Here is a 22844-nt window from a genome sequence, read left to right as displayed (position 1 = left end):
ATGATTGATGCAAAGCAATTAAACAGCTTGGCGTTAGCGTATATGGGTGATGCGGTATATGAACAATATATCCGCTATCACCTCCTTCAAAAAGGAAAAGTTCGCCCTAATCAATTACATCGCTTAGGGACGAGCTTTGTTTCAGCAAAAGCACAGGCGAAAGTTGTTTATCATTTATTAGAGACGGCATTTTTGACAGAGGAAGAAGAGGCGGTATTAAGAAGAGGGCGTAATGCAAATTCAGGTACAGTTCCGAAAAATACGGATGTACAAACATATCGACATAGTACAGCCTTTGAAGCACTAATCGGTTATCATCATTTATTAAATAATCGTGAAAGATTAGACGAAATTGTATATAAGGCAATTGCAGTTTTAGAAGAAAAGGAAGGGGGCACATCATCATGACTAGTGAATATATTATCGGACGTAACCCTGTAATTGAAGCGTTAAGATCAGGGAGAGATATTAATAAAATTTGGATCGCAGAAGGTGCTGCCAAAGGACAAGTACAAATTGTACTAGCGTTAGCGAAAGAAAATAAGATTATTTTACAACATGCACCAAAGAAAAAGTTAGATCAATTAGTTGAGGGTAATCATCAAGGTGTAATTGCTCAAGTAGCTGCATATCAGTATGCAGAGTTAGAAGATTTATTCAAAGTGGCAGAAAAACGTAATGAAGATCCGTTCTTCTTGATTTTAGATGAGATTGAAGATCCGCATAACCTAGGTTCTATTATGCGTACTGCTGATGCAACAGGAGCTCATGGAATTATTATTCCGAAGAGAAGAGCTGTGGGACTTACAGCATCAGTTGCGAAAGCATCAACAGGAGCGATTGAATACATTCCTGTTGCGCGCGTAACAAACTTATCTCGTACAATTGATGAATTAAAAGAGCGTGGACTTTGGATTGCTGGTACAGATGCCAAAGGGAAAACGGATTACCGTAATTTAGATGGTACAATGCCGATTGGATTAGTAATTGGTAGTGAAGGAAAAGGTATGAGTCGTATTATTGGTGAAAAGTGTGATTTCTTAATCACTCTACCGATGGTTGGTAAAGTTACATCCTTAAATGCTTCAGTAGCCGCAAGTTTGTTAATGTATGAGGTATATCGTAAACGTCACGAAATTGGTAAATAAAAAATGAACGATATTTTAATCGTTGACGGTTACAACATTATCGGAGCTTGGGGAGATTTGAAGAAACTGCGGGATGTAGATTTACAATCATCAAGAGATGCGCTTATTGATAAGATGGCGGATTATCAAGGTTATACAGGCACAAAAGTGATGATAGTCTTTGATGCCTATACAGTCCATGGTATTGAAAAAAAGATGAAACAATCTCGTGTAGAAGTAATATTCACACGAAAGAATCAAACTGCAGACGAAAAGATAGAGCAACTTGCAATAGAGCTTAGAAATATAAATACACAAATATATGTTGCGACTTCTGATTATACAGAACAATGGGTTATATTTGGGCAAGGTGCCCTTCGAAAATCTGCGCGTGAATTAGAGTTGGAAGTACAAGCGATGGAACAACAAGTAAGAAGGCGTACAAAAGACGCGAAAGAACAGCAGCCTGCCATGCGAAAGATATTTAGTAAGGATATTACAGAAAAATTAGAAAAATTAAGAAGAGGAGAGCGTTGAAGCATTGACGCTCTTTATCTTTTTACTGTATAATATTGCTAAATAAATAGCGGTCGGAGGGATCAAGGTGGAAGCAGGCTTCGTAAGTATAGGCGACGTTACATTTCGTGATTTAGAGGATGAGGCAATCGTTGAGTTAGTTCGAAAAGGTAATACTGACGCTCTAGAATATTTAATTCACAAGTATAAGAACTTTGTTCGTGCGAAATCAAGATCTTACTTTTTAGTGGGTGCCGATCGAGAAGACATTGTTCAAGAAGGTATGATAGGGTTGTTTAAAGCAATTCGTGATTATAAAGAGGACAAGCTGTCTTCATTCAAAGCATTTGCTGAACTATGTATCACTCGACAAATTATTACCGCTATTAAAACGGCAACAAGACAAAAACATATTCCTTTAAATTCGTATGTGTCTTTAGATAAGCCGATTTACGATGAGGAATCTGATCGAACGTTATTGGATGTTATTTCTGAAGCGAAGGTGACTGATCCTGAAGAGATGATCATTAGCCAGGAAGAATATACAGACATAGAATCAAAAATATCTGAATTATTAAGCGATTTAGAAAGGAAAGTGCTTTCTTTATATTTAGATGGTCGTTCTTATCAAGAGATTTCAGAACAGTTAAACAGGCATGTGAAATCTATTGATAACGCTTTACAACGAGTAAAGAGGAAATTGGAACGATATATGGAAATGAGAGAAAGTACAACTTTAAATTCATAAGAAGTAACAAGTGCTGCAGGTGTAAAATAAATCACCTGTTTTCTTTTGTAGAGAGTACAAAATGCATGTCATTGACATTGTCTTTTATTGTATGATACATTTTTAGGGACATAATGTTACAAGGTTGGTGTAACTAATGAGGAAAAAAGTTGTACTCTCATGTGAAGAGTGTAAAAATCGAAACTACTCTACTATGAAAGATACGAGCTCAATAGAGCGACTTGAAATAAAAAAGTTTTGTAAAACATGCAATCAGCATACAGTTCACAAGGAAACAAAATAAATAATTGAAATAATACACTGGAGGTCCCGCAGATGCGTTTAACGAACTTTTTCGGCGATGTAGGTCGCGAAATGAAAAAAGTAAGTTGGCCTAAAAAAGATGAATTACTCCGCTCAACAGCGACTGTTGTTGCTACAGTTGTGTTCTTTGCGATTTTCTTCGCAGTAGTTGATATGGGCATTTCTTCTTTAATTCGGTTAATTCTTGGTTAATTCTTGAATAAGAAGCACTTATCCATGATATAATGTTATTTATAAGAACTGTGTAAAAGCCCGGTGAACGGGTTTTTTCATTTGCGCAAAAAAATGTACGTCAGGGAGGGAAGGACGCTCGTCCTAAATGAATGGAAAAAAGTTGGTATGTTGTCCATACTTATTCTGGATATGAAAATAAAGTAAAAGCAAACCTAGAGAAACGTGTAGAATCAATGGGTATGCAAGATAAAATTTTCCGTGTTGTTGTCCCGGAAGAAGTAGAAGTAGAAATGAAAAACGGAAAAGAAAAATTAATGAAAAGAAAAGTGTTCCCAGGTTATGTATTAGTAGAATTAATCATGACTGATGACTCTTGGTATGTTGTACGTAACACGCCAGGTGTAACTGGGTTCGTTGGTTCTTCTGGTTCTGGATCTAAACCATCACCTCTATTAGAAGAGGAAGTTGTTACCATTATGAAACATATGGGAATGGACAACGAAGTGGTTGATTTCGACTTTGAACTTCATGAGACAGTACGTGTAAATGAGGGGCCATTCGCAGATTATACAGGTGCTATTGAAGAAATTGATGTGGAGAAGAAAAAGGTTAGCGTGCTTGTGGACATGTTTGGTCGCGAGACTCCAGTTGAACTTGACTTCCATCAAATTGAAAAATTATAAAATGAAACTTGAAATGAATTGTAAAAAGTGATAATATCTTTTAAGTCAGTACGTCTTCGTTATCGGAGACGTTTTTTGAAAGATTTTATCCTTACAGATAAAATATGACGTGGGAGGGCAAATCACTGTCCAATTGACCACATCACGGACTTAAGGAGGTGTGTCTCGTGGCTAAAAAGGTAATTAAAATGGTAAAGCTTCAAATTCCTGCAGGTAAAGCTAACCCAGCTCCACCAGTTGGTCCAGCATTAGGACAAGCAGGTGTTAACATCATGGGCTTCTGTAAAGAGTTTAACGCTCGTACAGCAGATCAAGCTGGTCTTATCATCCCTGTTGAAATTACGGTATTTGAGGACCGTTCATTCACTTTCATTACTAAAACTCCTCCTGCTGCTGTTCTTCTTAAGAAAGTAGCTGGTATTGAGTCTGGTTCTGGTGAACCAAACCGTAATAAAGTGGCAACTGTTAAGCGTGATAAAGTACGCGAAATCGCTGAAACTAAAATGCCTGACCTAAACGCTGCTAGCGTAGAAGCTGCAATGCGTATGGTTGAAGGTACTGCACGCAGTATGGGCATCGTTATCGAAGACTAATTCGATTTGTTTTTAAAAAAGGTTGCGGGTCTGGAATTCCAATTCGCAACCTTTATTATCGTAAATGATTATCGTTTTTAAATAAATGGATGGCGCTCATCCTCAGGTTATACCTGAAAACAGGCGTAAACGTGGGAGGTTATTCCGCTAAAACCACATTCGAGGAGGAAATAAAAATGGCTAAAAGAGGTAAAAAGTACGTAGAAGCTGCAAAGCTTGTTGATCGTGCAGCTGCTTACTCTGCAACAGAAGCAGTAGAATTAGTAAAGAAAACAAACACAGCTAAATTTGATGCAACTGTAGAAGCTGCATTCCGTTTAGGTGTTGACCCTAAGAAAGCTGACCAACAAATCCGTGGCGCAGTTGTTCTTCCACACGGTACTGGTAAAGTACAACGTGTATTAGTATTTGCTAAAGGTGAAAAAGCTAAAGAAGCTGAAGCTGCTGGAGCTGACTTCGTAGGCGATACTGATTACATCGGTAAAATCCAACAAGGTTGGTTCGATTTCGATGTAGTAGTAGCAACTCCTGACATGATGGGTGAAGTTGGTAAACTTGGTCGCGTATTAGGACCTAAAGGTTTAATGCCAAACCCTAAAACTGGAACAGTTACTTTCGATGTAACTAAAGCTGTTAACGAAATCAAAGCTGGTAAAGTTGAATACCGCGTTGATAAAGCTGGTAACATCCACGTTCCAATCGGTAAAGTATCTTTCGAAGATGCTAAATTAGTAGAAAACTTCAAAACAATTGCTGACACTTTACAAAAAGTTAAGCCAGCTGCTGCAAAAGGTACTTACATGAAGAACGTAACAGTTGCTTCTACAATGGGACCTGGCGTACGTGTAGACGTTTCTACATTAGCGTAAATTTTGGAAGTTGACTTCATAAAGAAGTTTTAATATAATCATTTATGTTGTGAATTTAATTAGTGTACCGTAGACAGTAGGTGTCAATAGACTTAATTTCCTACCTAGGTGTTAATATACGAAGCGGAATCTTTTTTCTGTGACTATATGCCTCCATGTCTACAAGTTGGGCATGGAGGTTTTTAGTGCACTTTCGGTACATCTTCTATATAATCTACAGGAGGTGTAATAACATGAGCAAAGTAATCGAAACTAAACAACAAGTTGTAACTGAAATCGCGGACAAACTTCGCGCTAGTAAATCTACAATCGTTGTTGACTACCGTGGTTTAACAGTTTCTGAAGCAACAGAATTACGTAAGCAATTACGTGAAGCTGGCGTTGAGTTCAAAGTTTACAAAAACTCTCTAACTCGTCGTGCTGCAGAATCTGCTGAAATGGCTGAGTTAAATGAATTCTTAACAGGACCAAACGCAATCGCGTTCAGTAACGAGGATGTAGTTGCTCCTGCGAAAGTATTAAACGACTTCGCTAAAGATCATGAAGCTTTAGAAATTAAAGCGGGCGTAATCGAAGGTAAACTTGTAACACTTGATGAGGTTAAAGCAATCGCTACTCTTCCATCACGTGAAGGCTTACTTTCTATGCTTCTTAGCGTTCTTCAAGCTCCAATCCGTAACCTTGCACTTGCTACTAAAGCAGTTGCAGACCAAAAGGAAGAGCAAGGCGCTTAATTTTTTAAAAGATAATTACGTATTATCGATAAAACAATACAAACCTATTTAAGGGAGGATATTTACAATGACTAAAGAACAAATCATTGAAGCAGTTAAATCTATGACTGTATTAGAACTTAACGACTTAGTAAAAGCTATCGAGGAAGAATTCGGCGTAACTGCTGCTGCTCCTGTAGCTGTTGCTGGTGGCGCTGGAGAAGCTGCTGCTGAGAAAACTGAATTTGATGTGGAACTAACTAGCGCTGGTGCACAAAAAATCAAAGTTATCAAAGTTGTTCGTGAAATCACTGGTCTTGGCTTAAAAGAAGCTAAAGAATTAGTTGACAACACTCCAAAAGTAATCAAAGAAGCTGCTGCTAAAGAAGAAGCTGAAGAAATCAAAGCTAAACTTGAAGAAGTTGGCGCTGCTGTAGAAGTTAAGTAATTAACTTTTGATGCTTTAAAAAAAGCTCGCTCTCATGCGAGCTTTTTTTTTAACTGTAAAGAAAAGAGGTGGCCATATGGCAGACCATTATTTTTCTAACGACCCTTCTAGTAAAAGTGATCGTAAGCGATGGGAGTTTTCCCTTCGTGGATCTCGATTTACTTTCTTATCTGACCATGGGGTGTTCTCGAAAAACGAAGTGGACTTTGGTTCCCGTCTTTTAATTGAAGCGTTTCAAATGCCAGATATTAAAGGTGATATATTAGACGTAGGTTGCGGATACGGTCCTATTGGTTTGTCGTTAGCGAAAGAGTTTCAAGGTCGTGAAGTTCACATGGTGGATGTGAACGAGAGGGCACTTGGGCTTGCGAAAGAAAACGCCGCTAATAACAAAATCGAGAATATACGTATTTTTCAAAGTAGCGTCTATGAAAATGTAGATGGTAAGTATGCTGCTATTCTATCTAACCCTCCAATTCGTGCGGGTAAAGATATCGTACATGAGATTTTAGAAAAAGCTGTGGAGTATTTAGTTCCGGGTGGAGAACTTTGGATTGTTATTCAAAAGAAACAAGGTGCACCGTCTGCGCTAAAAAAACTAGAAGAAGTATTTTCTGAAGTTGAGGTTGTAGAAAAGAAAAAAGGATATTATATCATAAAATCAAAAAAACGTTGACGGTTATTTTTGGCTATGTTAACATTATACAATGCCAATATATGATTTTCTGCGTTGAGAAAGATGTATATTTTTGTTTCTCTTGGAAAAGATAGTAAAATCAGCAGATTATGAAACAGAATGATGGTTTTCTTATAGAAGCCATTTTTCTTTTTTGAGCAGGTAGAAAGACTCAACGTATTTATCTTTAAGAGAAAGAGACTACGCTAATAGCAGTAGTTGTATTTATTTGTGATTTTGCACAAATTTTTTTGTGCATTTATAATACTCATGATTTGAGGGGTGAAGCAGTTGACAGGTCAACTAGTTCAATACGGACGCCACCGCCAACGAAGAAGTTATGCCCGTATTAGTGAAGTATTAGAGTTACCAAATCTTATCGAAATTCAAACCTCTTCTTATCAGTGGTTTCTTGATGAGGGTTTGCGAGAAATGTTCCAAGACATTTCTCCGATTGAAGACTTTACGGGAAATCTATCGCTTGAATTTATCGACTACAGCTTAGGTGAACCTAAATACTCTGTAGACGAATGCAAAGAGCGTGATGTGACGTATGCAGCACCACTTCGTGTAAAAGTGCGTCTAATCAACAAGGAAACTGGTGAAGTAAAAGAACAAGATGTGTTCATGGGAGATTTCCCACTCATGACAGAGACTGGAACATTCGTAATTAACGGTGCAGAACGTGTTATCGTTTCCCAGTTAGTTCGCTCTCCAAGCGTATACTATAGTGGCAAAGTGGATAAAAACGGAAAACGTGGTTTTACTGCTACTGTAATTCCAAACCGCGGAGCTTGGTTAGAGTATGAGACAGATGCTAAGGATGTTGTATATGTGCGTATTGACCGTACGCGTAAACTTCCTGTAACTGTTTTGTTACGCGCATTAGGGTTTGGCTCTGATCAAGAAATCACCGAGCTTTTAGGTGATAACGAATACTTAAGCAACACATTAGAAAAAGACAACACAGATAGCACAGAAAAAGCATTGCTTGAAATTTATGAGCGTCTACGTCCTGGTGAACCACCAACAGTAGAAAATGCTAAGAGCTTACTTGTGTCTCGTTTCTTCGATCCAAAGCGCTACGATTTAGCAAATGTAGGTCGCTATAAGATCAACAAGAAGTTACACATTAAAAACAGGTTGTTTAATCAACGTTTAGCTGAAACATTAGTGGATCCAGAAACTGGTGAAATTTTAGCGGCAGAAGGAACAATCTTAGATCGTCGTACACTTGATCGCATTTTACCTTACTTAGAGAAAAACATTGGATTCAAAACAGCGAAACCAATGGGTGGAGTGGTAGAAGGCGATGTTGAGCTGCAATCTATTAAGATTTATGCTCCTGAGTCGGAAGGCGAACGCGTAATTAATGTAATTGGTAATGCAAACATTACTCGTGATGTGAAACACATCACACCAGGTGATATCCTTGCTTCTATCAGTTACTTCTTCAACCTACTATACAAAGTAGGGGATACAGATGATATTGACCATTTAGGAAACCGTCGTCTGCGTTCTGTTGGAGAACTATTACAAAATCAATTCCGTATCGGTCTTTCTCGTATGGAACGTGTTGTTCGTGAGAGAATGTCGATCCAAGATACAAATGCAATTACACCACAGGCACTAATTAATATTCGTCCTGTTATTGCATCTATTAAAGAGTTCTTCGGAAGTTCTCAGTTATCTCAGTTTATGGACCAAACAAACCCATTAGCAGAGTTAACTCACAAACGAAGACTATCTGCATTAGGACCTGGTGGTTTAACGCGTGAGCGCGCAGGCTTTGAAGTGCGTGACGTTCATTACTCCCACTACGGTCGTATGTGTCCGATTGAAACACCAGAGGGACCAAACATCGGTTTGATTAACTCATTATCTTCGTTCGCGAAAGTAAATGAGTTTGGTTTCATTGAAACACCATACCGTCGTGTTGACCCAGAAACTGGTCTTGTAACAGGGCATGTTGATTACTTAACAGCAGATGAAGAAGATAACTATGTTGTAGCCCAAGCGAATATGAAATTATCTGACGAAGGTGAATTCCTAAGTGAAGATATCGTAGCTCGTTTCCGTGGTGAAAACATTGTCACAAATAGAGAACGCATCGACTACATGGATGTATCTCCAAAACAAGTAGTGTCGGCAGCGACAGCTTGTATTCCGTTCTTAGAAAACGATGACTCTAACCGCGCACTTATGGGAGCGAACATGCAACGTCAGGCGGTTCCGTTAATGAATCCGGAATCTCCGATTGTAGGTACAGGTATGGAGTACGTATCAGCAAAAGACTCAGGTGCTGCAGTAATCTGTAAACATCCTGGTGTTGTTGAGCGCGTAGAAGCACGTGAAGTTTGGGTACGTCGCTATGTAGAAGTTGACGGTCAAACAGTAAAAGGCGACTTAGATCGCTACAAAATGCAAAAATTCATTCGTTCTAACCAAGGAACTTGTTACAACCAACGTCCAATCGTAAGTGTTGGAAATGAAGTTGTAAAAGGTGAAATCCTTGCGGATGGTCCTTCTATGGAATTAGGTGAACTAGCACTTGGACGTAACGTGCTTGTTGGCTTCATGACTTGGGACGGTTATAACTACGAGGATGCGATCATCATGAGTGAGCGCCTTGTAAAAGATGATGTGTACACTTCTATTCATATTGAAGAATATGAATCAGAAGCTCGTGATACGAAGCTTGGACCAGAAGAAATTACACGTGACATTCCAAACGTTGGGGAAGACGCATTACGTAACCTTGACGAGCGCGGTATCATTCGCGTTGGTGCTGAAGTAAAAGATGGAGATTTACTTGTTGGTAAAGTAACACCTAAAGGTGTAACAGAATTAACAGCTGAAGAACGTCTATTACATGCTATCTTTGGAGAAAAAGCGCGTGAAGTACGTGATACATCACTACGTGTACCACACGGTGGTGGCGGTATTATCTTAGACGTAAAAGTATTCAACCGTGAAGATGGCGATGAATTGCCACCAGGCGTGAATCAACTTGTACGTGCATATATCGTTCAAAAACGTAAAATTTCTGAAGGTGATAAGATGGCCGGACGTCACGGTAACAAAGGTGTTATTTCTCGTATTTTACCAGAAGAAGATATGCCTTACTTACCAGACGGTACGCCAATCGATATCATGTTAAACCCATTAGGGGTACCATCTCGTATGAATATCGGTCAGGTATTAGAGCTTCATCTTGGTATGGCAGCAAGATACCTTGGTATTCACATTGCAACACCAGTATTCGATGGTGCTCGTGAGGAAGATGTTTGGGGCACAATTGAAGAAGCTGGTATGGCAAATGACGCGAAAACAATCCTGTATGACGGACGTACTGGTGAACCATTCGATAACCGCGTATCTGTTGGTGTCATGTATATGATCAAACTTGCGCACATGGTTGACGATAAACTTCATGCTCGTTCTACTGGACCATACTCACTTGTAACGCAGCAACCTCTTGGAGGTAAAGCTCAGTTCGGTGGACAGCGTTTCGGTGAGATGGAGGTTTGGGCACTTGAAGCTTACGGTGCTGCTTATACTCTTCAAGAAATCTTAACAGTGAAGTCTGATGATGTTGTTGGACGTGTTAAGACTTATGAAGCAATTGTTAAAGGCGAAAATGTTCCAGAACCAGGCGTTCCTGAATCATTCAAAGTATTGATTAAAGAGCTGCAAAGTTTAGGTATGGACGTTAAAATGATGTCTAGCGACGATACAGAAATTGAAATGCGTGATACAGAAGATGACGATGATCATCAATCAGCAGATAAATTGAATGTCGAAGTTGAGACAACTAAGGAATAATTGGGATAACCTGTAGACTAAAAGGGAGGTAGGCCCCTTGATAGATGTAAATAACTTTGAATATATGAAGATTGGACTTGCTTCACCTGACAAGATTCGTTCTTGGTCATACGGTGAAGTTAAGAAACCAGAAACTATTAACTATCGTACGTTAAAGCCTGAAAAAGATGGCTTGTTCTGCGAGCGTATTTTCGGACCACAAAAGGACTGGGAATGTCATTGCGGAAAATACAAACGTGTACGTTATAAAGGTGTAGTTTGTGATCGATGTGGCGTTGAAGTAACGCGTGCAAAAGTACGTCGTGAACGTATGGGTCATATCGAATTAGCTGCTCCTGTATCTCATATTTGGTATTTCAAAGGTATCCCGAGCCGCATGGGACTTGTCTTAGACATGTCCCCTCGCGCGCTTGAAGAAGTAATTTATTTCGCTTCTTATGTTGTAACAGAAAGTGGAGATACACCACTTGATAAGAAGCAATTACTTTCTGAAAAAGAATACCGTGCATATCGTGATCGATATGGTAGCACATTCCAAGCTGCTATGGGTGCAGAAGCAATTAAAAAGCTACTACAAGACATCGATTTAGATAAAGAAGTAGACTTCTTAAAAGAAGAATTAAAAACAGCACAAGGACAACGCCGTACTCGTGCTATTAAACGTCTAGAAGTATTAGAAGCATTCCGTAACTCTGGAAATGAACCGTCTTGGATGATCTTAGATGTTCTACCAGTAATCCCACCAGAACTACGCCCAATGGTACAGTTAGACGGTGGACGTTTTGCTACTTCTGACTTAAACGACTTATACCGTCGTGTAATTAACCGTAACAATCGTTTAAAACGTCTATTGGACTTAGGTGCACCAAGCATCATCGTTCAAAACGAAAAACGTATGTTACAAGAAGCTGTAGACGCATTAATCGATAATGGTCGTCGTGGCCGTCCAGTTACTGGACCAGGTAACCGTCCATTAAAATCACTATCTCACATGCTTAAAGGTAAACAAGGACGTTTCCGTCAAAACTTATTAGGTAAACGTGTTGACTACTCTGGTCGTTCTGTAATCGTTGTAGGACCGAACTTAAAGATGTATCAATGTGGATTACCAAAAGAAATGGCGCTTGAACTGTTCAAACCTTTCGTAATGAAAGAGTTAGTTGAAAAAGGATTAGCACATAACATTAAGAGTGCGAAACGTAAAATCGAGCGTGTACAACCTGAAGTTTGGGACGTTTTAGAGTCTGTGATTAAAGAACATCCAGTACTTCTAAACCGCGCACCAACACTTCACCGTCTTGGTATCCAGGCGTTTGAACCTACATTAGTAGAAGGTCGCGCAATCCGTCTTCACCCACTTGTATGTACTGCATACAACGCGGACTTTGACGGTGACCAAATGGCCGTTCACGTACCTTTATCATCAGAAGCTCAAGCTGAAGCTCGTCTTCTTATGTTAGCGGCACAAAACATCTTGAACCCGAAAGACGGTAAACCAGTTGTTACTCCATCTCAGGATATGGTATTAGGTAACTATTACTTAACACTTGAGCGTGAAGGTGCAATCGGTGAAGGTATGGTCTTCAAAGATGCAAACGAAGCATTGCTTGCATATCAAAATGGATATGTTCATCTTCATACACGTGTTGCAGTAGCTGCAAGTGCAGTAAACAACGCAACATTTACTGAAGAGCAAAAGAGTATGCTTCTATTAACAACAGTTGGTAAATTAATATTTAACGAAATCTTACCAGAGTCGTTCCCTTATATTAATGAACCAACAAATTCAAACCTTGAAAAAGAAACACCAGCGAAATATTTCGTTGAAAAAGGTGCGAACATTAAAGAAATTATTGCTAGTCGCGAAGAAGTGGCGCCATTTAGCAAGAAGATCCTTGGTAACATCATTGCGGAAGTGTTCAAACGTTTCCAAATTACAGAAACGTCTCGCATGCTTGACCGTATGAAAAACTTAGGATTCAAGTACTCTACAAAAGCTGGTATTACAGTTGGGGTATCTGACATTCTTGTATTAGGCGAAAAAGATGAAATTCTCCACGAAGCACAAGCAAAAGTAGATAATGTAATTAAACAATTCCGTCGCGGTTTAATCACGGAAGAAGAACGTTACGATCGCGTTATCTCTATTTGGAGTAATGCAAAAGATGTTATCCAAGGAAAACTGATGAAATCCTTGAATAAACGCAACCCAATCTTCATGATGAGTGACTCAGGTGCCCGTGGTAACGCATCTAACTTTACTCAGCTTGCTGGTATGCGTGGTCTTATGGCCAATCCATCTGGTCGTATCATCGAACTTCCAATCAAATCGAGTTTCCGTGAAGGTTTAACAGTACTTGAGTACTTCATCTCTACGCATGGTGCGCGTAAAGGTCTTGCCGATACAGCACTTAAAACTGCCGATTCTGGTTACTTAACACGTCGTCTTGTTGACGTTGCACAAGATGTAATCGTTCGTGAAGATGATTGTGGAACAGATCGCGGTTTATTAATTGGTGCGATTAAAGAGGGTAATGAAGTTATCGAGTCGTTATATGATCGTCTTGTTGGACGTTTTGCAAGAAAAACTGTAAAACATCCTGAAACAGGTGAAGTATTAGTTGCTGAAAATCAATTAATTACTGAAGATATTGCTCATATCGTTGAAAATTCGGGTGTTGAAACTGTAAACATTCGTTCAGCGTTTACGTGTAACACTCGCCACGGTGTATGTAAGAAGTGTTACGGTCGTAACTTAGCAACTGGAACAGACGTAGAAGTAGGAGAAGCGGTAGGTATTATCGCAGCTCAATCTATCGGTGAGCCAGGTACACAGTTAACGATGCGTACATTCCATACAGGTGGGGTTGCCGGAGATGATATCACTCAAGGTTTACCTCGTATCCAAGAGATTTTCGAAGCTCGTAATCCGAAAGGTCAGGCAGTTATCAGTGAAATCGACGGTGTTATCGCAGCGATCAACGACGTTAAAGATCGCCAAGAAGTAGTTGTGCAGGGTGAAGTTGAAGCTCGTACGTATGCTATTCCTTACGGTGCTCGTCTGAAAGTAACTCCAGGACAGCCAATTAGCCACGGTAAAGAGTTAACAGAAGGTTCTATTGATCCGAAAGAATTACTAAAAGTAACGGACATTACGGCGGTTCAAGAATACTTATTACGTGAAGTTCAAAAAGTATACCGTATGCAAGGGGTAGAAATTGGTGACAAACACGTAGAAGTAATGGTACGTCAAATGTTACGTAAAGTTCGTGTAAGTGATGCAGGTGAAACAGATGTATTACCAGGAACATTACTAGATATCCATCAGTTTACTGATGCGAATGCTAAGGTCTTACTGCAAGGTAAGCAACCAGCAACGGCTAGACCTGTTCTACTTGGTATTACAAAAGCTTCACTTGAAACAGATTCATTCTTATCTGCAGCATCGTTCCAAGAAACAACTCGTGTCTTAACTGATGCAGCAATTAAGGGTAAACGCGATGAACTTCTAGGATTAAAAGAAAATGTTATTATCGGTAAACTTGTTCCTGCTGGAACAGGTATGAATCGTTATCGCAAAGTGGATCTTGTAAAAACAACACAAGATGACATGAATGTAGAAAACGATGAGGTTTATGTGGAACAGTAAAATTTTCCGGTATAAATTTTGTATAAAAACAATTAATCTTAGTTGACATTGTATGAGTCAAAATGTTACTATAATCAAGGTTGCTCCTGAACGATGCTTTGGAGGATATTTATATGTCTTATCAAAAAGTATCAACTGCTGAAAATGTAGTCGTTGGTCATAAACGCACATTGGAAGCAATCAAAAATGGTACAGTTAAAGAAGTTGTCATCGCAGAGGATGCTGACATGCGGTTAACCCATGCTATCATTCGTGTTGCAATGCAATATAACGTGCCCATAACAAAAGTTGAATCAGTTCGTAAGCTTGGTAAAGCTTCGGGGATTCAAGTGGGAGCTTCAGCAATAGGAATAATAAGTTAAAACTGTTTTTGTGAGGAGAGAGCATTTGCTCTTCCTTGCAAAAACTTTGTTTTCAACTAATAATGAACCACCTGGATATGTGGTCATACAAACATGCGAAGGGAGGATAATCAAATGCCTACTATTAACCAATTAGTGAGAAATGGTCGTACTGATAAAGTATGGAAATCTAAATCACCTGCGTTAAACAAAGGTTTTAACTCTTTAAAGAAAAAATCAACTGATATCTCTGCACCTCAAAAACGTGGTGTATGTACTCGTGTTGGTACAATGACTCCAAAGAAACCTAACTCAGCGTTACGTAAATACGCTCGTGTACGTTTAACAAACGGTATCGAGGTTACAGCTTACATCCCAGGTATCGGTCATAACCTACAAGAGCATAGCGTAGTATTAATTCGCGGTGGTCGTGTAAAGGATTTACCGGGGGTACGTTACCACATCGTTCGTGGTGCGCTTGACACAGCTGGTGTTGACAAACGTATGCAAGGACGTTCTAAATATGGTACTAAGAGACCAAAACCTGCTAAAAAATAATAACTTTAAAATGAAAGGAGGAACTCAATATGCCTCGTAAAGGACCTGTTGCGAAACGTGACGTGTTACCAGATCCAATGTACAATTCTAAGCTAGTAACACGCCTTATCAACAAAATGATGGTTGACGGTAAAAAAGGTAAATCTCAAACAATTCTTTATAATGCGTTCGATATCGTAAACGAACGTACTGGTAAAGAGCCAATGGAAGTATTCGAGCAAGCTCTTAAGAACATCATGCCTGTTCTTGAAGTACGCGCTCGTCGTGTTGGTGGTGCTAACTACCAAGTTCCAGTTGAGGTTCGTCCAGAACGCCGTACAACTTTAGGTCTTCGTTGGTTAGTAAACTACGCTCGTCTTCGTGGTGAAAAAACTATGGAAGAGCGTCTTGCTAACGAAATCTTAGATGCAGCTAACAACGCTGGTGCATCTGTTAAGAAACGTGAAGACACTCATAAAATGGCAGAAGCTAACAAAGCATTTGCTCATTACCGTTGGTAGGATTCAACGTAAAATAAATGTAAGCATAAACCGCTTTATTTGTCGCTTATGGAAGTGTGGAGAGGGAGAATGCCTCTCCCTTTCATCGGGCGCTCGTTTTACATAATGAGAGTACTGGACATACTGACATGTGTAACAATATAAAGTGGCTTTTTTGCTACTTAAAATAAAAAAATCCAATCCATATATGGAAGGAGCAAGACACCAAATGGCAAGAGAGTTCTCTTTAGAAAACACTCGTAATATTGGTATCATGGCTCACATCGATGCTGGTAAAACAACAGCAACTGAGCGTATTCTGTACTACACAGGACGTATTCATAAAATCGGTGAAACTCACGAAGGTGCATCTCAGATGGACTGGATGGAGCAAGAGCAAGAGCGTGGTATCACAATTACTTCTGCTGCAACTACAGCACAATGGAAAGGTCATCGTGTAAACATCATTGATACTCCAGGACACGTAGATTTCACAGTAGAAGTAGAACGTTCTTTACGCGTACTTGATGGCGCTGTAGCAGTACTTGATGCGCAATCTGGTGTAGAACCACAAACAGAAACTGTTTGGCGTCAGGCTACTACTTACGGCGTACCTCGTATCGTATTCGTTAACAAAATGGATAAGATCGGTGCAGATTTCTTATACTCTGTAGGAACAATCCACGATCGTTTACAAGCAAACGCACATCCAATTCAGTTACCAATCGGTGCTGAAGATGAGTTCAATGGTATCATTGACCTTGTTGAAGAGTGTGCTTACATGTACGGTAACGATTTAGGAACAGACATTCAACGTGTTGAAATTCCTGAAGAGCACAAAGAATTAGCTGAAGAATACCGTGGGAAACTTATTGAAGCGGTAGCTGAGCTTGATGAAGAAATGATGATGAAGTACCTAGAAGGTGAAGAAATCACTGTAGAAGAGCTTAAAGCTGGTATCCGTAAGGCTACAACTTCTGTAGAATTCTTCCCAGTAATCTGTGGTTCTGCATTCAAAAACAAAGGTGTTCAAATTCTGTTAGACGCAGTTATCGACTACCTTCCATCTCCACTAGATGTACCTGCTATTAAAGGTACTCTACCGGATACAGATGAAGAAGTAGAACGTAAGTCTAGCGATGAAGAACCATTCGCAGCTTTAGCATTCAAAATCATGACTGACCCTTATGTTGGTAAGTTAACGTTCTTCCGTGTGTACTCTGGTGTGTTAAACTCTGGATCATACGTGAAAAACTCAACTAAAGGTAAGCGTGAGCGTGTAGGTCGTATCCTACAAATGCACGCTAACAGCCGTGAAGAGATTTCAACAGTTTACGCTGGTGATATCGCTGCTGCTGTAGGTTTAAAAGATACTACTACTGGTGATACTCTTTGTGACGAGAAGAGCCTTGTTATCCTTGAGTCTATGGAATTCCCAGAGCCAGTTATCTCTGTAGCTATCGAACCAAAATCTAAAGCTGACCAAGATAAGATGGGTACAGCATTATCTAAGCTTTCTGAAGAAGATCCAACATTCCGTGCTCACACTGACCAAGAAACTGGCCAAACTATCATCGCTGGTATGGGTGAACTTCACCTTGATATCATCGTTGACCGTATGCGCCGTGAATTCAAAGTGGAAGCAAACGTTGGTGCTCCTCAGGTAGCATACCGTGAGACTTTCCGCGCTGCTGCGAAAGTTGAAGGTAAGTTCGCTCGTCAATCTGGTGGTCGTGGACAATTCGGTCACGTTTGGATTGAGTTTGAACCTAACGAAGAAGGTAAAGGATTCGAATTCGAAAACAAGATCGTCGGTGGTGTAGTTCCTCGTGAATACATCCCAGCTGTTGGAGCAGGTCTTGAAGATGCACTTAAAAATGGTGTACTAGCTGGTTATCCACTAGTTGACATTAAAGCTGCATTAGTTGACGGATCTTACCATGATGTCGATTCATCTGAGATGGCGTTCAAAATCGCTGCATCTATGGCACTTAAAGCTGCGGTTTCTAAATGTAGCCCAGTAATTCTTGAGCCAATGATGAAAGTTGAAGTTGTAATTCCTGAAGAGTACATGGGTGACATTATGGGTGACGTAACATCTCGTCGTGGACGTGTAGAAGGTATGGAAGCTCGCGGTAACGCACAAGTTGTTCGCGCTATGGTTCCACTTTCTGAAATGTTCGGTTATGCAACGTCATTACGTTCTAACACTCAAGGACGCGGAACATTCTCTATGGTGTTTGACCACTATGAAGAAGTACCAAAGTCTGTTTCTGAAGAAATTATCAAAAAAAATAAAGGTGAATAATTGATTTTTATCGATTGTTCAAGTATAACTACTTATGTAAGCTTAGAAAGTGGGACGTAAGTTTCGCTTTCTAGTCTAAATATAAAATAACCTATATAAACTAAGGAGGAATTTAGAATGGCTAAAGCTAAATTCGAACGTTCTAAACCCCATGTTAACATCGGTACAATCGGCCACGTTGACCATGGTAAAACTACATTAACTGCTGCGATCACTACAGTTCTTGCAAAAGCTGGTGGTGCTGAAGCACGCGGATACGATCAAATCGATGCTGCTCCAGAAGAAAGAGAGCGCGGTATCACAATCTCAACTGCACACGTTGAGTACGAAACTGAAACTCGTCACTATGCACACGTTGACTGCCCAGGTCACGCTGACTATGTTAAAAACATGATCACTGGTGCTGCTCAAATGGACGGCGGTATCTTAGTAGTATCTGCTGCTGATGGCCCAATGCCTCAAACACGTGAGCACATCCTTCTTTCTCGTCAAGTAGGTGTTCCTTACATCGTTGTATTCTTAAACAAATGCGACATGGTAGATGACGAAGAATTATTAGAATTAGTAGAAATGGAAGTTCGCGACCTATTATCTGAATACGGATTCCCAGGCGACGACATTCCTGTAATCAAAGGTTCTGCTCTTAAAGCTCTTCAAGGAGAAGCTGATTGGGAAGCAAAAATCATTGAATTAATGGCTGAAGTTGATGCTTACATCCCAACTCCAGAACGTGAAACTGACAAACCATTCTTAATGCCTGTAGAGGACGTATTCTCTATCACAGGTCGTGGTACAGTTGCTACTGGTCGTGTTGAGCGCGGTATCGTTAAAGTTGGTGACGTAGTAGAAATCATCGGTCTTGCTGAAGAAAATGCTTCTACAACTGTAACTGGTGTAGAGATGTTCCGTAAACTTCTTGACCAAGCTCAAGCTGGAGACAACATCGGTGCTTTACTTCGTGGGGTTGCTCGTGAAGACATCCAACGTGGACAAGTACTTGCAAAAAGCGGTTCTGTAAAAGCTCACGCTAAATTCAAAGCTGAAGTTTTCGTATTATCTAAAGAAGAAGGTGGACGTCACACTCCATTCTTCGCTAACTACCGTCCTCAGTTCTACTTCCGTACAACTGACGTAACTGGTATCATCCAATTACCAGAAGGTACTGAAATGGTAATGCCTGGTGACAACATCGAAATGACTATCGAACTTATCGCTCCAATCGCTATCGAAGAGGGAACTAAATTCTCTATTCGTGAAGGTGGACGTACAGTAGGTTACGGTGTAGTTGCTACTATCGTTGAGTAATCTTAACTGATATAAAAAAACCTAGGGGATTTTCCCTTAGGTTTTTTGTTTGCGTTTATATAAGGGAGAAGAGAGTGTTTTTTTGTTTTGACGAGTTTCTTCTATAGTAATATAAAAACAATAAAAGATAATCCAGAAACTGTAAAATGAATTCTGTTAGATGAAAACTTGAAATTCTTTAAAGTGCCATGTATAATAGCAAAAGTAGAGAAAAGCAGATGCAAACAAAAAGATGCTTGCATCTAGACGAATAACATTGTATAATAAACAATGTTGGTCTTTGACTGCGATGAAGTGGAAGGTTGCTGACACACCCGGCCGCTTTGCCATGGCATGGTGTGGGGAAATTTCCATGGAGAAGGTCTATTTTAGAAATAGGCGAACGAAGGAGGGAAAATAATGGCAAAAGAAAAAATTCGTATCCGTTTAAAAGCTTACGATCACCGTATTCTTGATCAGTCAGCTGAGAAAATTGTAGAAACAGCTAAGCGTTCTGGGGCAACAGTTTCTGGTCCGATCCCATTACCAACTGAAAAAACTGTTTACACAATTCTTCGTGCTGTTCATAAGTACAAAGATTCTCGTGAGCAATTCGAAATGCGCACGCACAAACGTCTAATCGACATCGTGAGTCCTACTCCACAAACAGTAGATTCATTAATGCGTTTAGACTTACCATCTGGTGTAGATATCGAAATCAAACTATAATTTATATAACTTAAAAATGTAGGAGGTGTAACTCATGACCAAAGGAATCTTAGGAAGAAAGATCGGTATGACTCAAGTATTTGCTGAGAACGGTGAGTTAATCCCAGTAACAGTTATCGCTGCTAATCCAAACGTTGTTCTTCAAAAGAAAACAACTGAAACTGATGGCTACAATGCAATCCAGTTAGGATTTGAAGATAAACGTGAAAAGTTAACTAACAAGCCTGAACAAGGCCACACTGCTAAAGCATCTACAACTCCTAAGCGCTTCATTCGCGAAATCCGCGATGCAGACGTGGACGGATTAGAGGTTGGTCAAGAGGTAAAAGTTGACGTATTCGCTACAGGTGAAATCGTTGATGTAACAGGAATTTCTAAAGGTAAAGGTTTCCAAGGTGTTATCAAACGCCACGGACAATCTCGCGGACCTATGTCTCATGGTTCTCGCTATCACCGTCGTCCAGGTTCAATGGGCCCAGTTGCTCCGAACCGTGTATTCAAAGGCAAAAAACTTGCTGGACGTATGGGTGGAGACCAAGTTACTATCCAAAACTTAGAAATCGTTCAAGTTGACACTGAGCGCAACTTATTACTAGTAAAAGGTAACGTTCCAGGTGCTAAGAAATCTCTTGTAGTTGTTCAAGGCGCTGTGAAGGTTAGCAAATAATTCACAATAGGAAGGAGGAATTCCAATGCCAAAAGTTACTGTATATAACCAAACTGGTTCACAGGTTGGTGAAATCGAATTAGCTGAAGCTATTTTCGGTATCGAACCAAATGAAGCTGTACTTTTCGAAGCTGTAATGATGCAACGTGCATCTTTACGTCAAGGTACACACAAAGTAAAAACTCGCTCTGAAGTTCGCGGTGGTGGTCGTAAACCATGGCGTCAAAAAGGAACTGGACGTGCTCGTCAAGGGTCTATCCGCTCTCCTCAATGGCGTGGTGGTGGTACGGTATTCGGACCTACACCAAGAAGCTATGCGTACAAACTTCCTAAGAAAGTTCGTCGTTTAGCAATCAAATCTGCATTAGCTACTAAAGTAGTTGAGAACAACATTGTAGTTCTTGAAGACCTAGTGTTAAATGCACCAAAAACAAAAGATATGCTAGCAGTACTTAAAGGATTAACTGTTGAGAAGAAAGCTCTTATCGTAACTGCTGATGCAAACGAATCTGTAGAGTTATCTGCTCGCAATATCCCTGGAGTAACAGTAATCACTGCTGATGGCGTAAACGTTTTAGACGTGCTTCATCATGATAAGCTAATCATGACAAAAGCGGCAGTGGAAAAAGTAGAGGAGGTGCTTGCATAATGAGAGATCCTCGTGATATCATTAAGCGCCCAGTTATCACTGAACGTTCTATGGAAATGATGGCTGAAAAAAAATACACGTTCGATGTGGACGTTAAATCTAATAAAACAGAAGTTAAAGATGCTCTTGAAGCGATCTTTGGTGTTAAAGTAGAAAAAGTGAACATCATGAACTACAAGCCGAAAGCAAAACGCGTTGGTCGTCACGCTGGTTTTACTAGCCGTCGTCGTAAAGCAATCGTTAAGCTAACTGCTGACAGCAAAGAAATCGAAATCTTCCAAGGCGTTTAATTCTTACTAAAGAAGGAGGGAAATTGAGATGGGAATCAAAAAGTATAATCCAACTACTAACGGTCGTCGTAATATGACTACGAATGATTTCGCTGAAATCACGACTGATAGACCCGAAAAGTCATTACTTGCTCCTTTAAGCAAGAAGGCTGGTCGTAATAACCAAGGTAAAATCACTGTACGTCATCAAGGTGGCGGACATAAGCGTCAATACCGTATCATCGACTTTAAGCGTAACAAAGATGGAATTCCAGGACGCGTTGCTACGATCGAATACGATCCAAACCGCTCTGCGAATATCGCATTAATTAACTACGTTGACGGTGAAAAACGTTACATTCTTGCTCCTAAATCTTTAGAAGTAGGTATGGAAGTTATGTCTGGCCCAGAAGCTGACATTAAAATCGGTAACGCATTACCATTAATCAACATTCCAGTAGGTACTGTTGTTCATAACATCGAGCTTAAGCCTGGTCGTGGCGGACAATTAGTTCGTTCTGCTGGTACATCTGCTCAAGTACTTGGTAAAGAAGGTAAATACGTACTTGTACGTTTAACTTCTGGTGAAGTACGCCTTGTATTATCTGCTTGTCGCGCTTCAATCGGTCAAGTAGGTAACGAACAACACGAACTTATCAAAATCGGTAAAGCAGGTCGCTCTCGCTGGTTAGGTAAACGCCCAACAGTTCGTGGTTCTGTAATGAACCCGGTTGATCACCCACACGGTGGTGGTGAAGGACGTTCTCCAATCGGACGTAAGTCTCCAATGTCTCCATGGGGTAAACCAACTCTTGGATTCAAGACTCGTAAGAAAAACAAAGCGTCTGACAAATTCATCGTTCGTCGTCGTAAAAAATAATGGGATTGTAGTACGGTTCATTTCTAGAACCGTACGCCAATCACGAAGGGAGGCACCAAAATGGCTCGTAGCTTAAAAAAAGGACCATTTGTCGATGATCACTTAATGAGCAAAATGGAAAAATTAGTTGCATCTGAGCAAAAACAAGTTGTTAAAACTTGGTCTCGCCGTTCAACAATCTTCCCTCAGTTCATCGGACACACAATCGCTGTATATGATGGTCGTAAACACGTACCTGTGTACATCACTGAGGATATGGTTGGCCATAAGTTAGGTGAATTCGCACCAACTCGTACGTACAAAGGTCACCTTGCTGACGATAAGAAAACTAGAAGATAATGAGAGGAGGCACTTCA

The 22844-nt window shown here is 40.1% G+C and carries 25 protein-coding genes and 1 other annotated feature; all 25 genes read left to right on the top strand.

The window, feature by feature from the left end:
* The 25 genes from ACTFRY_RS28895 to rpsS all read left to right on the top strand — a co-directional run bounded on the left by ACTFRY_RS28895 (window position 1) and on the right by rpsS (window position 22827).
* On the top strand, window positions 1-408 hold the full coding sequence (locus ACTFRY_RS28895; protein WP_000564261.1) for a Mini-ribonuclease 3: 408 nt from the start codon (window positions 1-3) through the stop codon (window positions 406-408).
* Window positions 405-1148: a 23S rRNA (guanosine(2251)-2'-O)-methyltransferase RlmB gene (rlmB, locus tag ACTFRY_RS28890; RefSeq protein WP_000200237.1), complete on the top strand. Its 744-nt coding sequence runs from the start codon at window positions 405-407 to the stop codon at window positions 1146-1148. The genes ACTFRY_RS28895 and rlmB overlap by 4 nt, the downstream gene beginning before the upstream one ends.
* Before the next feature lie 3 nt (window positions 1149-1151).
* Entirely contained in the window at window positions 1152-1664 is a 513-nt protein-coding gene (locus tag ACTFRY_RS28885; protein WP_000997885.1) for an NYN domain-containing protein, read from the top strand.
* A 67-nt stretch (window positions 1665-1731) separates the two neighbouring features.
* Window positions 1732-2391 (top strand): RNA polymerase sporulation sigma factor SigH, encoded by a 660-nt coding sequence (locus tag ACTFRY_RS28880; RefSeq protein ID WP_000387193.1) that lies wholly within the window; start codon window positions 1732-1734, stop codon window positions 2389-2391.
* A 136-nt stretch (window positions 2392-2527) separates the two neighbouring features.
* The gene (gene rpmG, locus ACTFRY_RS28875) at window positions 2528-2674 is read left to right on the top strand and encodes a 50S ribosomal protein L33 (RefSeq protein ID WP_014481927.1); all 147 of its coding nucleotides are present in this window, start codon (window positions 2528-2530) and stop codon (window positions 2672-2674) included.
* A gap of 32 nt (window positions 2675-2706) precedes the next feature.
* Window positions 2707-2886, top strand: a complete 180-nt coding sequence (gene secE, locus ACTFRY_RS28870) for a preprotein translocase subunit SecE (protein WP_001241323.1) — start codon at window positions 2707-2709, stop codon at window positions 2884-2886.
* A 131-nt stretch (window positions 2887-3017) separates the two neighbouring features.
* Window positions 3018-3551 (top strand): transcription termination/antitermination protein NusG, encoded by a 534-nt coding sequence (nusG, locus tag ACTFRY_RS28865; RefSeq protein WP_000415794.1) that lies wholly within the window; start codon window positions 3018-3020, stop codon window positions 3549-3551.
* Window positions 3552-3718: 167 nt separating this feature from the next.
* Window positions 3719-4144, top strand: a complete 426-nt coding sequence (gene rplK / locus ACTFRY_RS28860; protein ID WP_001085872.1) for a 50S ribosomal protein L11 — start codon at window positions 3719-3721, stop codon at window positions 4142-4144.
* 176 nt (window positions 4145-4320) lie between these two features.
* Window positions 4321-5013, top strand: a complete 693-nt coding sequence (gene rplA / locus ACTFRY_RS28855; RefSeq protein ID WP_001987630.1) for a 50S ribosomal protein L1 — start codon at window positions 4321-4323, stop codon at window positions 5011-5013.
* A gap of 49 nt (window positions 5014-5062) precedes the next feature.
* Window positions 5063-5207 (top strand) — a sequence feature (ribosomal protein L10 leader region).
* A 39-nt stretch (window positions 5208-5246) separates the two neighbouring features.
* Window positions 5247-5747 carry a 50S ribosomal protein L10 gene (rplJ, locus tag ACTFRY_RS28850; protein WP_000048716.1) on the top strand — a complete coding sequence of 167 codons (501 nt, stop codon included), beginning with the start codon at window positions 5247-5249 and terminating at the stop codon, window positions 5745-5747.
* Window positions 5748-5814: 67 nt separating this feature from the next.
* Window positions 5815-6174, top strand: coding sequence for a 50S ribosomal protein L7/L12 (rplL, locus tag ACTFRY_RS28845; RefSeq protein WP_000159736.1), 360 nt, complete (start codon window positions 5815-5817; stop codon window positions 6172-6174).
* A 76-nt stretch (window positions 6175-6250) separates the two neighbouring features.
* Window positions 6251-6850 (top strand): class I SAM-dependent methyltransferase, encoded by a 600-nt coding sequence (locus ACTFRY_RS28840; protein WP_098617323.1) that lies wholly within the window; start codon window positions 6251-6253, stop codon window positions 6848-6850.
* Window positions 6851-7141: 291 nt separating this feature from the next.
* Entirely contained in the window at window positions 7142-10675 is a 3534-nt protein-coding gene (gene rpoB / locus ACTFRY_RS28835; protein ID WP_000147553.1) for a DNA-directed RNA polymerase subunit beta, read from the top strand.
* A gap of 37 nt (window positions 10676-10712) precedes the next feature.
* On the top strand, window positions 10713-14324 hold the full coding sequence (rpoC, locus tag ACTFRY_RS28830) for a DNA-directed RNA polymerase subunit beta' (RefSeq protein ID WP_000567939.1): 3612 nt from the start codon (window positions 10713-10715) through the stop codon (window positions 14322-14324).
* Between the two features lie 113 nt (window positions 14325-14437).
* A complete protein-coding gene (locus ACTFRY_RS28825; protein ID WP_000121837.1) occupies window positions 14438-14686 on the top strand; it encodes a 50S ribosomal protein L7ae-like protein in 249 nt (82 codons plus the stop codon).
* Between the two features lie 114 nt (window positions 14687-14800).
* Entirely contained in the window at window positions 14801-15223 is a 423-nt protein-coding gene (rpsL, locus tag ACTFRY_RS28820) for a 30S ribosomal protein S12 (protein ID WP_001142341.1), read from the top strand.
* Window positions 15224-15252: 29 nt separating this feature from the next.
* On the top strand, window positions 15253-15723 hold the full coding sequence (rpsG, locus tag ACTFRY_RS28815) for a 30S ribosomal protein S7 (protein ID WP_001137491.1): 471 nt from the start codon (window positions 15253-15255) through the stop codon (window positions 15721-15723).
* A 208-nt stretch (window positions 15724-15931) separates the two neighbouring features.
* Complete coding sequence (gene fusA, locus ACTFRY_RS28810; RefSeq protein ID WP_000090370.1) at window positions 15932-18010, top strand: elongation factor G; 2079 nt, start codon at window positions 15932-15934, stop codon at window positions 18008-18010.
* A 117-nt stretch (window positions 18011-18127) separates the two neighbouring features.
* Window positions 18128-19315, top strand: coding sequence for an elongation factor Tu (gene tuf / locus ACTFRY_RS28805; protein WP_001029614.1), 1188 nt, complete (start codon window positions 18128-18130; stop codon window positions 19313-19315).
* A 399-nt stretch (window positions 19316-19714) separates the two neighbouring features.
* On the top strand, window positions 19715-20023 hold the full coding sequence (rpsJ, locus tag ACTFRY_RS28800) for a 30S ribosomal protein S10 (RefSeq protein ID WP_001040596.1): 309 nt from the start codon (window positions 19715-19717) through the stop codon (window positions 20021-20023).
* Window positions 20024-20057: 34 nt separating this feature from the next.
* Window positions 20058-20690 carry a 50S ribosomal protein L3 gene (gene rplC / locus ACTFRY_RS28795; protein WP_000160207.1) on the top strand — a complete coding sequence of 211 codons (633 nt, stop codon included), beginning with the start codon at window positions 20058-20060 and terminating at the stop codon, window positions 20688-20690.
* Window positions 20691-20715: 25 nt separating this feature from the next.
* A complete protein-coding gene (rplD, locus tag ACTFRY_RS28790; RefSeq protein ID WP_001127258.1) occupies window positions 20716-21339 on the top strand; it encodes a 50S ribosomal protein L4 in 624 nt (207 codons plus the stop codon).
* Window positions 21339-21629, top strand: a complete 291-nt coding sequence (gene rplW, locus ACTFRY_RS28785; protein WP_001205558.1) for a 50S ribosomal protein L23 — start codon at window positions 21339-21341, stop codon at window positions 21627-21629. Before rplD ends, rplW begins: the two co-directional genes overlap by 1 nt.
* Before the next feature lie 28 nt (window positions 21630-21657).
* Window positions 21658-22488 (top strand): 50S ribosomal protein L2, encoded by an 831-nt coding sequence (gene rplB / locus ACTFRY_RS28780; RefSeq protein WP_000511583.1) that lies wholly within the window; start codon window positions 21658-21660, stop codon window positions 22486-22488.
* Between the two features lie 60 nt (window positions 22489-22548).
* Window positions 22549-22827 (top strand): 30S ribosomal protein S19, encoded by a 279-nt coding sequence (gene rpsS / locus ACTFRY_RS28775; RefSeq protein WP_000124454.1) that lies wholly within the window; start codon window positions 22549-22551, stop codon window positions 22825-22827.
* Window positions 22828-22844: the final 17 nt, after the last annotated feature.

The sequence above is a fragment of the Bacillus cereus group sp. MYBK195-1 genome (assembly GCF_051916605.1).
Lineage (GTDB): Bacteria > Bacillota > Bacilli > Bacillales > Bacillaceae_G > Bacillus_A > Bacillus_A cereus.
The sequence above is the reverse complement of the archived record's forward strand: the minus strand, read 5'-3'. Positions and strand labels throughout refer to the sequence as shown.

What these genes read in the sequence shown, in the direction of transcription:
- rplL (WP_000159736.1), top strand. Translation starts at nt 5,815, where the DNA reads ATGACTAAAGAACAAATCATTGAAGCAGTTAAATCTATGACTGTATTA.
- rpsL (WP_001142341.1), top strand. Translation starts at nt 14,801, where the DNA reads ATGCCTACTATTAACCAATTAGTGAGAAATGGTCGTACTGATAAAGTA.
- ACTFRY_RS28895 (WP_000564261.1), top strand. Translation starts at nt 1, where the DNA reads ATGATTGATGCAAAGCAATTAAACAGCTTGGCGTTAGCGTATATGGGT.
- nusG (WP_000415794.1), top strand. Translation starts at nt 3,018, where the DNA reads ATGGAAAAAAGTTGGTATGTTGTCCATACTTATTCTGGATATGAAAAT.
- rplW (WP_001205558.1), top strand. Translation starts at nt 21,339, where the DNA reads ATGAGAGATCCTCGTGATATCATTAAGCGCCCAGTTATCACTGAACGT.
- rlmB (WP_000200237.1), top strand. Translation starts at nt 405, where the DNA reads ATGACTAGTGAATATATTATCGGACGTAACCCTGTAATTGAAGCGTTA.
- rplD (WP_001127258.1), top strand. Translation starts at nt 20,716, where the DNA reads ATGCCAAAAGTTACTGTATATAACCAAACTGGTTCACAGGTTGGTGAA.
- rplJ (WP_000048716.1), top strand. Translation starts at nt 5,247, where the DNA reads ATGAGCAAAGTAATCGAAACTAAACAACAAGTTGTAACTGAAATCGCG.
- tuf (WP_001029614.1), top strand. Translation starts at nt 18,128, where the DNA reads ATGGCTAAAGCTAAATTCGAACGTTCTAAACCCCATGTTAACATCGGT.
- ACTFRY_RS28885 (WP_000997885.1), top strand. Translation starts at nt 1,152, where the DNA reads ATGAACGATATTTTAATCGTTGACGGTTACAACATTATCGGAGCTTGG.
- rpsJ (WP_001040596.1), top strand. Translation starts at nt 19,715, where the DNA reads ATGGCAAAAGAAAAAATTCGTATCCGTTTAAAAGCTTACGATCACCGT.
- rplC (WP_000160207.1), top strand. Translation starts at nt 20,058, where the DNA reads ATGACCAAAGGAATCTTAGGAAGAAAGATCGGTATGACTCAAGTATTT.
- rpmG (WP_014481927.1), top strand. Translation starts at nt 2,528, where the DNA reads ATGAGGAAAAAAGTTGTACTCTCATGTGAAGAGTGTAAAAATCGAAAC.
- rpsS (WP_000124454.1), top strand. Translation starts at nt 22,549, where the DNA reads ATGGCTCGTAGCTTAAAAAAAGGACCATTTGTCGATGATCACTTAATG.
- rplB (WP_000511583.1), top strand. Translation starts at nt 21,658, where the DNA reads ATGGGAATCAAAAAGTATAATCCAACTACTAACGGTCGTCGTAATATG.
- secE (WP_001241323.1), top strand. Translation starts at nt 2,707, where the DNA reads ATGCGTTTAACGAACTTTTTCGGCGATGTAGGTCGCGAAATGAAAAAA.
- ACTFRY_RS28840 (WP_098617323.1), top strand. Translation starts at nt 6,251, where the DNA reads ATGGCAGACCATTATTTTTCTAACGACCCTTCTAGTAAAAGTGATCGT.
- ACTFRY_RS28825 (WP_000121837.1), top strand. Translation starts at nt 14,438, where the DNA reads ATGTCTTATCAAAAAGTATCAACTGCTGAAAATGTAGTCGTTGGTCAT.
- rplA (WP_001987630.1), top strand. Translation starts at nt 4,321, where the DNA reads ATGGCTAAAAGAGGTAAAAAGTACGTAGAAGCTGCAAAGCTTGTTGAT.
- fusA (WP_000090370.1), top strand. Translation starts at nt 15,932, where the DNA reads ATGGCAAGAGAGTTCTCTTTAGAAAACACTCGTAATATTGGTATCATG.
- rpsG (WP_001137491.1), top strand. Translation starts at nt 15,253, where the DNA reads ATGCCTCGTAAAGGACCTGTTGCGAAACGTGACGTGTTACCAGATCCA.